Origin of the sequence: Maridesulfovibrio sp. FT414 (genome assembly GCF_050916235.1) — a bacterium.
Classification (GTDB): domain Bacteria; phylum Desulfobacterota; class Desulfovibrionia; order Desulfovibrionales; family Desulfovibrionaceae; genus Maridesulfovibrio.
Genome location: NZ_CP104854.1, coordinates 250294 through 262962 on the forward strand (window position 1 = coordinate 250294; position 12669 = coordinate 262962).

Annotated in this window: 9 protein-coding genes and 1 tRNA gene; 5 read left to right on the forward strand and 5 right to left on the reverse strand. The window is 48.3% G+C overall.

All coding sequences use genetic code 11. The annotated features are described in order from the left end of the window. Nucleotides 1–8: 8 nt before the first annotated feature. Together N7E73_RS01135 and N7E73_RS01140 are read right to left on the reverse strand one after the other, a co-directional pair. Nucleotides 9–1265, reverse strand: coding sequence for a [FeFe] hydrogenase, group A (locus tag N7E73_RS01135; protein ID WP_432738820.1), 1257 nt, complete (start codon nucleotides 1263–1265; stop codon nucleotides 9–11). Between the two features lie 862 nt (nucleotides 1266–2127). Continuing rightward, nucleotides 2128–2203 (reverse strand) — tRNA-Lys (locus N7E73_RS01140). A 256-nt stretch (nucleotides 2204–2459) separates the two neighbouring features. Between N7E73_RS01140 and N7E73_RS01145 the strand changes: the two genes are divergently transcribed. The 5 genes from N7E73_RS01145 to N7E73_RS01165 all read left to right on the forward strand — a co-directional run bounded on the left by N7E73_RS01145 (nucleotide 2460) and on the right by N7E73_RS01165 (nucleotide 9668). Further along, the gene (locus N7E73_RS01145; RefSeq protein WP_432736913.1) at nucleotides 2460–4262 is read left to right on the forward strand and encodes a cytochrome c biogenesis protein CcdA; all 1803 of its coding nucleotides are present in this window, start codon (nucleotides 2460–2462) and stop codon (nucleotides 4260–4262) included. Nucleotides 4263–4272: 10 nt separating this feature from the next. Continuing rightward, the gene (locus tag N7E73_RS01150) at nucleotides 4273–4794 is read left to right on the forward strand and encodes an AAA family ATPase (RefSeq protein ID WP_432736914.1); all 522 of its coding nucleotides are present in this window, start codon (nucleotides 4273–4275) and stop codon (nucleotides 4792–4794) included. 79 nt (nucleotides 4795–4873) lie between these two features. Beyond that, entirely contained in the window at nucleotides 4874–6061 is a 1188-nt protein-coding gene (locus tag N7E73_RS01155; protein WP_432736916.1) for an iron-containing alcohol dehydrogenase, read from the forward strand. A 70-nt stretch (nucleotides 6062–6131) separates the two neighbouring features. Next, nucleotides 6132–7034 (forward strand): AMIN domain-containing protein, encoded by a 903-nt coding sequence (locus N7E73_RS01160; protein WP_432736917.1) that lies wholly within the window; start codon nucleotides 6132–6134, stop codon nucleotides 7032–7034. Nucleotides 7035–7511: 477 nt separating this feature from the next. Then, nucleotides 7512–9668 (forward strand): ATP-binding protein, encoded by a 2157-nt coding sequence (locus N7E73_RS01165; protein WP_432738821.1) that lies wholly within the window; start codon nucleotides 7512–7514, stop codon nucleotides 9666–9668. A gap of 351 nt (nucleotides 9669–10019) precedes the next feature. Here N7E73_RS01165 and N7E73_RS01170 read toward each other — a convergent pair whose 3' ends face one another. From N7E73_RS01170 to N7E73_RS01180, 3 genes are all read right to left on the reverse strand, one after another. Then, complete coding sequence (locus tag N7E73_RS01170; RefSeq protein ID WP_432736919.1) at nucleotides 10020–11048, reverse strand: aspartate-semialdehyde dehydrogenase; 1029 nt, start codon at nucleotides 11046–11048, stop codon at nucleotides 10020–10022. Between the two features lie 97 nt (nucleotides 11049–11145). Next, entirely contained in the window at nucleotides 11146–12018 is an 873-nt protein-coding gene (locus N7E73_RS01175) for a methylenetetrahydrofolate reductase (RefSeq protein WP_432736920.1), read from the reverse strand. 222 nt (nucleotides 12019–12240) lie between these two features. Then, entirely contained in the window at nucleotides 12241–12669 is a 429-nt protein-coding gene (locus N7E73_RS01180; protein ID WP_432736922.1) for a (deoxy)nucleoside triphosphate pyrophosphohydrolase, read from the reverse strand.

Below are 12669 nucleotides of genomic sequence, written 5' to 3' on the forward strand. Positions count from 1 at the left end.
GTTTCTCCTTATGCCTTTACTTTGCGTGCTCTGAAACGCTGGTTGATCTGAGCTACGGTGGAGCGGAACAGAGAAGCCCTGATTTCAGGATCAAGGGGCTGTCCGCCGCCGTTAACACAGCCGCCGGGACAGGTCATAATCTCGATAAAATGATAGGGAGATTTGCCTGCACGAACTTCGTCACACAGTTTGGCTGCATTGCCGAGTCCGCTGGCGACAGCGACTTTCACTACACCGAAGTTCGGGACATTGACGTCTGCAGTCTTGATACCTTCATGCGCACGGACAACAGTGATTGAAGGATGCTCCAGGCGGGTGCCGGAGAGCACTTCATAAGCAAGCCTCAGAGCAGCTTCCATAACACCGCCGCTGTTTCCGAAGATTGTCGCTGCACCGGTGGATTCACCGAGAACCGGATCCGCAGCTTCGTCAGGCAGGGAGTTAAAATCAATTCCGGCAGATTTGATCAGGTAAGCAAGTTCACGAGTGTTGATGGTGGCATCAATATCCCTGTTGAATCCGCTGTCGTTCATCTCGTCGCGCACACCTTCATACTTCTTGGCGATACATGGCATGATGGACACGGTGTAAATCTTCTTGCCATCGGTTCCTGTTTCCCTGGCACCATAGGTCTTGGCCAAAGGCCCAAGCATGGCGATGGGGGATTTACAGGTGGAGAGATGGGGAAGAAGATCTGGGTAAAAGGTTTCCGAGAACTTGATCCAGCCGGGACAGCAGGAAGTAAACTGCGGCAGGGGCAGGGTGTCTTTTTTACCCTGATTTTTGACTCTGTTAAGCAGCTCGGTTCCCTCTTCCATGATGGTGAGGTCAGCTGCGAACTCGGTATCCCAGATGTAGTCGAACCCGAGCTTGCGGAGTGCCGCATGCATCTTGCCGCCGACATAAGTACCGGTAGGAGCCCCGAAACATTCACCAAGTCCGTAACGCACAGCGGGAGCTGGCATGGACACCACGATTGTATTCGGGTCCTTGAGCTTGGCTGCCACCTCTTCCACGAAGGAAACTCCCTCGTAGATAGCGCCGTAAGGACAATTGGTCAAACACTGACCGCAGTTCATACAGGCTACGGGATCAACAACCTGATGTGTTCCACTTTCGTTGATGGACTGGATCGCTCCGCTGGCACAACGCTCCTCGCAGGCCCCACATCCTTCACATTTGGATTCATCAACCCTTACAAACCTGACAGAATCCGGGTCAACCCCAACCGGAGGAATGTAAAGACTATACTCAACCCCCTCCATGATTTTGGAATTCTCATTTGCCGCCGGCTGAACAGCAGCGACACCAGCAGGGGGAGACTTAGGCGTACACCCTGACATAAAAGCCCTCCTTTTGTTATTAGACAAAAAAACGTAAAACAAAACAAGCACACAAATACAAAACGTAACACTAGACGTGTACTAATACACATCAAATGCGCATGTCAATTAACCAGCTGCAGTTTACCGCAGAAATAAAAATTAATCCCCAACAGGACAGTATGATGCTGGGAGCGCAACATAGCCTACTAATAATTCAAAGAAAAATTCAAAATGACGATGGAACGCACTAATACTCATCGACCTTACTATGAACAAAAAGCAGGATTGATCGGTAATAAACCAATTACAGCGCAATGAGGAAGACTTCAGCTAGTCTGCTTTGAATAATCAGCCCGCAATACGATTTGCACGCCAGGGTTCAATACACCCTATGCAGATCCCTTATTTGCCCTGACACAGGCAGCAGAAACCATGCCCTACAAAGCCAAGACAGAGGGAAGCAACCGCGCGGAATGGGGAGAACAAGATTTAAGGCTTTCGGAATTCCGTATTCTGACTGATATTTAAGATTTCTGACCCACCGCAGGCTAAATGAGTTCCAGACAAATAGTTTTACTTAATTCTGGCCTATCACTTCCGAATAGAAGTCGTCTTTACGAGCGGTATTTTTTCGACATCTCTCTCTTCACAGAGAAACGGTAAAAACAAAAATAGTGGTAAAATTTGTTTAAGCTCAAATTTCACCACTTCTTAAATTTGATGGGGATCTTAACAGGAAAAGGCATGTTCAGAAAAAGCAAAAGGGGTCTAGACTATTCGTCTAAACCCCTGTATTTGCGGGTGGTAGGCCACAAAGGACTTGAACCTTTAACCAACGGATTAAGAGTCCGCTGCTCTACCAATTGAGCTAGTGACCCGCGTCGTGTGAAAAAGGGTTTAGAGATCTTCGCGTCATAAGTCAACAACAATTTAATTTTTTTTTACCCAAAAGGCACATTAATGCGTTTTAAATTGATTTTATTAGCTTTAATCAGTTTTGTTTTTATCACTGGAGCTATCTGCCCACAACCGGCTAATAGCGCCCAAAACCAGAATCCAAACCTTGAAACAAGTTGGAAATTATACAGTTTAAACCTTGAAGACCAAAAGGAAGCCTCCATTCAGAGCGAAGTAATGGCCGCATTGATCCTTGAAACCAAAAACGGATGGTACACATATTCCCATAATCCGGGCAAAATGGGCCAGCCCACGACCCTCAAGGCAAAGATGATGCCCGGCAACATCTTTCTCAACCCGCTTTACCTGCCGGGTAAACTGAAAGATGACCCTTTCAACAAAGGCAGCAAAATCGGCACATACTATGATCCTACGCCTATCCTCATTCCAATTCCGAGCACGACCAAATCATTCACCCTGAAAACGGAACTGTCTCTGCTGATGTGCTCGGACACAGCATGTCTTCCGGTCAAGAGTGAGCTTAATTTTGCGGGAATGGGATTTACCCCTGCGGAACTGCCACCAGCACGTGAACAGAAATGGTGGCCGCTGTTCGTCAAATCTCGTGCAGAACTCCCTGAAAACAGAATCCTGCTGAAAGATATAGCTGACAAGGTAAATGACAAAAAGTCAGAACCGGCTACGGTGAAGACAGCAGCTTCACCTCAACCGGACTCCGCAACAGACAATAGCACTGAACCAATTCTGGAACAGACGGAACAACTTGTTAACGGAGTATCTTCCGGTTTTGATTTCAAAAAGTTTACCCCCCGGCCGTTCACTCCCGGGCTTGAAGTAACAGATCTTACCACGGCCATCCTGTTCGGAATTCTGGCCGGTTTTCTGCTTAACTTCATGCCCTGCGTTCTTCCTGTAATCAGCCTGAAACTTTCAACCCTGATGGCGGGGGCGAAACACGACAGCACGAGCGAGCAGAAGCGCAGTTTCCGGGAACACAACGTATTTTTCGCCCTAGGCATTATTTTGTACTTTGGAGTTCTCAGCGGAATTCTGGGGGCAACGGGCATGGCCTGGGGGCAGATTTTCCAGAAACCGCCTGTGGTTATCGCTCTTACCGGGATTGTCTTTGCCCTCAGTCTCAGCCTGTTCGGGCTTTTCAACCTTCCGGTGGTTGACCTCAAAATAGATGCGGATCACAGCAGCCCGCGCCGTCAGGCCCTTTTCACCGGCATACTTGCCACTCTGCTGGCAACGCCATGCAGCGGACCCTTCCTTGGTGGAGTTCTGGGCTGGGCCATGGTCCAGAAACACTATGTTATCGGCTCGGTTTTCCTGAGTGTCGGTGCCGGGATGGCCCTGCCATACATTTTAATGGCCATTTTCCCGGCACTCGGTACACGGTTCCCGCGTCCCGGAGCATGGACAATATGGATTGAACGGGCGGCAGGTTTCTTCCTAGCCGGGACCTGTATCTATCTGCTCAGCATCCTGCCTGAAAACATGTTCATACCGGTCATGATTTTCATGTGGTTCACCGCTGTAGCTGCATGGATGTGGGGACTTGCTGGATCTTCAGACAGCAAAGGAGGTATGTACCTGCTGCGCGCCACTGCCCTTGCGATATGTATTTCTGCAGGCATCTGGTCCGCCAGCCCGCCTGAACGCACGGCCCACTGGATTGGCTTCGAGCGGGCCGACTTTGCCGGCCGAATTGGACAAGAACCGATGCTTGTCGAATTTACAGCCGACTGGTGCCCGTCATGCAAAGTTCTGGAGCAGACAACTCTGACCCCATCGAACCTGAACCGTTGGCAGGAAAAGTACGGCCTTACCTTCATCAGGGTGGACCTGACTTCTCCAGACAAAAATGCAGATGATTTCCTGAGGGCACTGGGCAGCCGTTCAATTCCCCTTGCGGCAATCTTCAGCACCGGAGAAAACGCTAATTCACCGACAGTTATCAGAGACCTGTACACAACAGGCCAAATGGACGAGGCATTGAGTCAGACAATTAAATAGGAATTACTGCTTGGATTCAGCAATTTTATATATTTTCTCCGGCTTACCAGGATCGGGAAAAAGCACTCTTGCTCAAGGCTTAAGCTCTAAATTACACTGTACATATCTTAGGATAGATACAATTGAACAAGCAATGCGCGACCTTTTAGACGTAAGCGTAAAGGGCGAGGGATATAGGCTGGCTTACAGGATTGCTGCTGATAATCTTAAATGCGGTATCAGTGTAGTTTCAGACTCTTGCAATCCGATTGAATTAACCCGCACAGAATGGCAGGACGTTGCCGTAAATGCAGGCACACGCTTTATTAATATCGAGGTAATCTGTTCTGACAAGGCAGAACACAAAAACAGGGTTGAACAACGGACTTCAAGTGTAGCCGGCTTAAAACTGCCTACCTGGGAACAGGTGGAAAGCAGAGAATACAACACTTGGAAGACGGATAGGATTGTGCTGGACACTGCAGGAAGAACCATTAATGAAAGCCTTCAGGAGCTGATTTTGGAGATTAAGGAGTGGTACGGCAGGATTTAGATGTATACCACCCTTTACGGCAGTCGCACAGTCAGTTATCAGGTGGCTCAACGACAACACTAAAATACGAAGGAAGAGCATGCTCAATTTTCAGATATTTATTCCCACCCGCATTGTTTTTGGTCCAGGCAAGCTTGCAGAACTTGGAGTCATGTCCCTGCCCAAAGGCAAAAAGGCCATGGTTGTAATCGGCCAATCCGGTGCAATGATCAAAAACGGATACCTTGATAAGGTTCAGGCTGCACTTGCCAGGCAGGATGTTTCCACAGTCGTATTTGACAATATTTCCCCGAATCCGAAATCCGATCAGGTAGACGAAGCTGCAAAGACAGCCAGAGAGAAAGGCGTGGACTTCATAGTCGCCCTCGGCGGCGGTTCTACAATCGACGCATCAAAAGCCATAGCCCTTCTGACCTCCAACCCGGGCCGTTGCTGGGACTACATACAGTCCGGTTCCGGCGGAGGCGTTAGAGCCGAAAATCCGGCCATACCGCTCATCGCCATCCCGACCACTGCGGGCACTGGAACTGAAGCCGATCAGTGGGCAGTAATAAACAAATCCGACGGCAAAGAAAAAATCAGCCTCGGGAACGACTCGACCTTCCCGGCCATTTCCATCGTCGACCCGGAGCTGATGGTAAGCGTGCCTCCGCGCATGACCGCCTATACTGGCATTGACGCATTCTTCCATGCAGTGGAAACCTTTGTCTCCACCGAGCACCAGCCCATAAGCGACATGCTTGCGCTTGAAGCGGTTCACCTGATCAGCAACTACCTGCCCATGGCAATTGTTGAAGGTGAGAACATTGAAGCACGCACTGTCATGGCCTGGGCCAGCACTGCGGCCGGTATGTGCGAAACCCTTTCCCGCTGCATTTCCCAGCATTCCCTTGAACATGCCCTCAGTGCGAAATATCCTGATCTGCCGCACGGTCTTGGCCTTGCTAAGCTTTCCGTGCCCTACTTCAAAAGGCTGATTCCCGCTGCCCCGGAACGTTTTGAAGATCTGGCAATGGCCATGGGCTATGACACTCAGGCATTTGATGAAAACATGCGCGCGACAGTATTCCTTGAAGGTCTCCGCTCCCTGCTGGAACGGGCCGGATTTAATGACGAATCCCTGAAGACATACGGCGCAAAGGAAGACGACGTGCCCGAGCTGGTCAAAATAGCACAGGAAACCATGGGCAAACTTTTTGCCTGTACCCCTGCTGAAATGACCCAGGAAGAACTTGAATGTATTCTTTCCGAAGCGATTGCCGGATAGGATTATAATTAGAAGCTTGGCAAACTTATTAATTTTGCTTAAGATTCAAGCCGTTGGACAGGTGGAGTAAATGGCTGAAAAGAGCAGACATATAATTCAATGCCCTTTTTGTGACAGCAACCGTTTGTATTTCAGACGGGGGCTGGTCTCTGACGTGCTTTTTTCACTGCTTACCCCTGTACGATCATACACCTGTGGCTCCTGCAGCCGCACCTTCAGAAAATACGGGAACTACTTTACCAGCAAGCAGGCCATGATCCATATCTTCGGCCTGCTTGCGGTTCTTGCTTTCATAAATCCTGACCTGCTGCTACCGGAAAACTGGCTGCTGAACGAGGACAAGCCTCAGCAGGAAGCCCGGATTGAGCAGGAACAACCTGCCACCGAAGAGATTCCCCTGTTAAGCATGGCTATAGCCAATGCTACCAACAGCTCTTTTGTTGTAGAAAATGGCACAATTTCACTGGTTGAGGTAAATATTTCCAATACGACTGTTCCAGTTACAGACGACGAACCGGAAGATGCTGGCAACACCGAACCTGTCACTGCCTCTTCGCGGACCATACTGTCATTCAACAGCACAGAAATTGCCGGTTCGCCGTCAAATGCCTCCAGCGTAAAACCTGCGGCAACACCGCAGGAAATCACCAGACAGGCTCTGCAGGAAGGCAAGCTCAAGTCCATATATTTCAAAGACCTGGAAGGTAAAACCAGAATAGAGCTTGATCTTGGAGGCTCTCCACTTTCCTATACATCCTTTTTCCTGCGTGACCCGGACAGGCTGGTAGTAGACATCAATGGTAACTGGGAATATTACGGCCCCACCACTCTGCGCCCGGAAAACCCTGTTTTCTCAAGATTCAGAATCGGCATCTACGCTGACAAAATCCGCATGGTCATGGACCTCAAGGGCCAGACTCCTGCCCCGGTCATAATGAAGACTGACCACGGGCTGAACATCGACGTTAAATAATCACGAAATCCTCACGTTAACTTTCTGCCGCAAATTATGGCGCAATTTATCATATCACATAATAAATTGCGCTCTGTTTCTCCAGACTCCATCCAAATACTGCTTAGTCATCCACCCAGTTTTCCTTAAACATCCGGTTAAACCGGCCTTATCGACGCAGTAAACACAAATTTATCTATAGGAAGCAGTTCAATATCGGCTTCATGGGAAGCTCATCGCAATATGATTGCCGGTAGCGCATCAAACACTGCTTTGATTTCAACTACAATAAGTATCATTTCATACTGATATCCATATTCTCTTCATATTATAATTATCTGGCAGATCTTCATAACTGTATGCTAGAAGTAGGTATTAAGTTCGCAGGCACAAAATATATTAAGAATAAAACAACGGATGTTTTTCATTAACGGAGACACTGTGCTACGCCAGTTTTTCATTATTTTACTGACCATTGTGGTCTTTTTATGGATCTCAATGATTTACGGGTGCGATAGTTTGATTCATGAGCCACAGCATATTCATGCAGTAAATAGCGATTTAATCAAAAGCAGAATACAGCTTTCTCCAGCAGAGTCTGAATGGTTGGCTTCCCACCGTGAAGTAAGGGTACGCCTTGGGCAATGGCCTCCTTTCATGATAACAGGATCTGGAGCCTCAGGAATTTCAATTGATTATCTGGATCTGGTCTCACGCATTCACGGTTTGAAATTTACTTATCTCACAGAAAAAGACATTTCATGGTCTGATGCCCTTGAAGGCATCAGGAACAGGCAAATTGTGGACATGGTCCCGGCTATTCAGCCGACCAAAGACCGTGACGAATTCATGATTTTCAGCTCGATATATCAGATTCTTCCCTGGGTTATTGTCACTAGGTCAGACGCGGACTTTATTTCTGATCTGGATGACCTCACCGGAAAGACGGTGAGCATCCAAAAGTACTTTATTCTCCATAAATCTCTTGAGGCCAAGTATCCGGAACTTAAGCTTGAAGTAATCGACACCCCAACGCCTACACTCGATTCCCTGAAGGCTGTTGCCGCCGGACGCTCTCAGGCAACGGTCAATGCCCTCCCTGTTATCACCTACTTCATCAGGAAATACGGTCTTTCCAATCTTAAAATTGCTGCCCCTGCAAAATTCAAAGACCTTCAACTGGCAATGGGAATACGAAAGGACTGGCCGGAACTGGCCGGAATTCTGTCCAAGACATTTGCTGCCATGTCGCGGCAGGATGTGGCGGCTATCAACTACTCATGGCTTTCAGTAGGCAACTTCTACGGAATTGCGCCGCACACAGTTCTCATCTGGACTGTTGTTGCTGCGGTTATTGTAGGACTGATTTTTCTGACTTTCATCACTATCAACTGTACCCTCAAAAAAAAGGTTGAGGAAAAAACCAGAGACCTCAACCAGGAACTTCAAGAAAGGATACGGGCCGAAGCAGGACGTGAGGAAAGTGAAGAGAAGTTCCGCTTTCTTGTAGAAAACTGCCCCGTCCCGATGGCTTTGGAGGATAGGCAGGGAAATCTTAAATATTTCAACCCCTGCTTCATAAAAACCTTCGGCTATACCTTAAAGGACTTCCCGACTCTTGAAGTAGGATTCCTGCACTCATATCCTGACCCGGAATACAGGGCCGAAGTAGTGGATCAGTGGACAAAAGCGGTGATAGACGCAGAAAACAAAGGAGATATAATTCGCAGGGAAGATATTGCATTTACCTGTCGAGACGGGCGAATTCTTAATATCGATATCATCGGGATGCAGGTCGGTGAGGACATAATGACTGTATTCATTGATCAGACTGGACGCAAACAGGCTGACCAACTGATGGTGCAAACGGAAAAAATGCTGTCTGTTGGAGGTCTTGCCGCAGGCATGGCCCACGAGATCAACAACCCGCTGGGAATAATACTTTCGTCGGTACAGAACTTTAAACGCCGTACCGACCCGGAAAAGGATAAAAATGCTATTGCCGCCGAAGCAAGTGGAACAAGCATCCGGGACGTCAGTAGGTATCTGGAGCAAAGCGGAGCCAACAACTACCTGAATTACATACAGGAAGCAGCCCAACGTTCCGGGGAAATAATCAGAAACATGCTGGATTTCGCACGGCAGAATGATGACGTCCGTACCGACTGTACTATTAGTAACATTCTGGACAAAGCAATCGGGCTGGCTTCCAGTGACTATGACCTGAAGAAGCACTATGACTTCAAAACAATAGAAATTATACGCGATTACCAACCGGAAATATCAAAAGTCTCAGTCGTGCGAAACGAGATAGAACAGGTTTTCCTGAATATCCTTAAAAACTCTGCTCAAGCTATTTCCAAAGCCGGAAGAGGAAAGGAAACTCCCAGAATAATCTTGCGAACATTTGAGGACAAACAGTGGGTAACCACTGAAATCTCCGACAATGGCCCGGGAATGACCATTACGGAACAGAAAAGAGCGTTCGAACCCTTTTTCACAACCAAATCTCCCGGAGAAGGAACCGGACTCGGACTGTCCGTTTCATACTTCATCATAACCCGCAACCATAAGGGCGAAATAGAATTGAACAGCAGCACTGAACACGGAACAACATTCGCAATCAAACTACCAAAAAAGAAGGTGGACAACTGATTGGAGCCAGATTTTAACTATCTGCAATATAGACCTAAACTCAGCACAACTAGCTTTAAAACAAAATATGGTTATTGCCTTAGCTCCGCAAGAAATGATTCTCATGAAACATTTTCTGCAAACAATAGCCTAAAACTAATAGGGATTCCAAAGGGGCTCGCTCCTTTGGCCGCCGGCGGCGAAATTAGATTGTCTAAAAGCGCGTTGCGAAACAAATTAAGCCCCGCAGGGTCGCCGAAGGCATATTTTTGCGGAGCTAAAAAAATAGGCACGAAACAAAAAAGGCGGAAACCCTAAACCGGGATTCCGCCTTTGCTTCTCTGCAATAAGGCAATTTGCTGCCGCTTATGCCTACTCTACGCGCAGAAGGCCGCGTTCAATAAGGGTTTCTGCAATCTGAACTGCGTTGAGTGCTGCACCCTTGCGGATGTTGTCGGCAACTATCCACATGTTCAGACCGTTGTCGATGGTTTCGTCTTCACGGATACGCCCAACAAAAACATCATCTTCACCAGCACAGTCGATTGCCATGGGGTACATATTCTTCTCAGGATAATCCACTACGGTGATACCGGGGAAATTGGTCAGCAGGTTGCGGCATTCCTCAACAGTGACTTTTTCCTCGGTCTCAATGTTAACAGACTCGGAATGACCATAGAAAACAGGTACGCGAACAGTGGTAGCAGTAAGCTTGATACTGTCGTCACCCATAATCTTTTTGGTCTCGTTGACCATCTTCATTTCTTCCTTGGTGTAACCGTTGTCCAGGAAGACGTCGATGTGAGGCAGGCAGTTGAAAGCGATCTGATGCGGATAAACATCGGAAACAACGTCCTTGCCGTTGAAAAGTCTGCTGACCTGAGTTTCAAGCTCATTAATGGCCTTTTGTCCGGTACCGGAAACAGCCTGATAGGTGGAAACAACGATACGTTTGATCTTCGCCTCGTCGTGAATGGGCTTGAGTGCAACCACCATCTGGATAGTGGAACAGTTGGGGTTGGCAATGATGCCGGGATGCCATTCAAGATCGTGGGGGTTAACTTCGGGCACAACGAGGGGGACCTTGGGGTCCATTCTCCATGCGCTGGAGTTGTCGACAACCACGCATCCTGCTTTGGCGGCGAGCGGTGCGAATTTTTCGGAGGTTCCGCCGCCTGCGGAAAAGAGAGCAAGGTCGAAACCTTCAAAGGAGTCTTCCTTCAGTTCAATAACGGTCAGCTCTTCGCCTTTATAGGGAACCTTTGTTCCAGCGGAACGGGAAGACGAAAAAGGAACTACTTCAGATGCGGGAAAATCCCTCTGCTCCAGAACTTTGAGCATTTCACGGCCCACAGCTCCGGTTGCGCCTACGACAGCAACTCTGGGATTCTTAGAACTCATGGCTAAACCTCCGTATTTCTAATCCGGACTGTTTACGGCAGTCCGTTTTTATCTGTTAATCATTACAGGTAACCCCAATTACCTTGCATCAGCCGGTTTAAAATTTCAGAGCCTGTCCGATTTCAAGACAAGCCTTGGCCCTGTTGAGGGTGTAGAGATGCACACCGGGAGCACCGCCATCAAGAAGTTCCTGCGCTTGTCTGGTAGCGAAATCAATGCCCAGCTTGTAGACTGCGTCATCTCCGCCCTCTTCATGGGCTTTCTCCAAGGCACTAAGAAACTTTCCGGGAATCGCTGCGCCGCAGAGAGAAAGGATAAATTTTGCGGACTTCAGGCTCATGATAGGCAGTACTCCGGGCACAACCGGAACATCAATCCCCATGCCCTTGAGCCTGTCACAGAAATCAAAATATACCCGGTTATCAAAGAAGAGCTGGGTAATAATGAGTTCACCGCCCTCGTCGACCTTGAACTTCATCCATTTAAAATCATCCCTGATGGAAGGAGACTCAAGATGCGCTTCGGGATAACCGGCCACCGCGATCCCGGTACCGGGATGCTTTTCCTTGACGTAGGTGACCAGGTCGGAGCCGTGCTTGAAGGTCTGGGTGCTGAAATCGAAATTCTCGTCACCTGCGGGCGGATCACCACGCAGGGCCAGAATGTTCTCAACACCGGCTTCTTTCAAGGCATTTACAAATTTGCTGATATTCTCAGGGCTGGCACCGACACAGGTCAGGTGTGCGAGAGGCTCGATTCCGGCATCCTGCTTCATTCTTTTGACAATTTCAAGTGAATTATCCTGTGTTCCGCCACCTGCACCATAAGTTACTGAAGCGAATAATGGATTCAGAACCTTAAGTTTTTCCACTACTTCAAAAAATTTCGGCCAGGACTCCCGATCCTTGGGCGGAAAAAATTCCAGTGAAATGAATTTTCCCCTGCCCTTGATAAGATCAACTATTTTCATTTTGAACTCCGATTCGTGCTAGTGTGAATTAGGCCCGGACCTTGATTGCGGCAAGCTTACCGGGAACAATTAACAATTACGTCAACGTTGTCCCGAGTACAGCTTCAAAAGGCAGCCTGAAGGAAAGAACAAATCCGCTATTCGGCAGATTTGAAGAAATATATTTCAATATACTGGAACCTTACGAAGTATCACCATCTGCGTGAGGAAGAATATTCAGGCTCAGCCTTTACCGGGCATGTCCTTGATGCCGAGTTCCCTCTGCTTCAACAACTCCAGAATTTCATAATTCACAGGAAGGAATTTGACGTCACGCATCTCTGCAAGGTCAAACCAGTCAAAATGCTGTTCTTCCATGGAGCGAACCTCTCCCGTATAATCCCATACATCGAAGAAATTGAGATGAACTGTATACTCAGGATATTCTACGACCTTGTCCATCCAGAATTCAAATCCGGTCGGAACAATACCAAGCTCCTCTCCAAGTTCGCGCACCAGTGCTTCCGGCAGGGACTCGCCTTCCTCGACCTTACCGCCGGGAAACTCCCACCAGCCTGCATAATCCTTTCCTTCGGGCCGTTCAGCTGACAGGAACAATCCATCCCTCCAGATGACAGCAGCGACTACGGGAATAGGCTTGCGGCGTCCCAT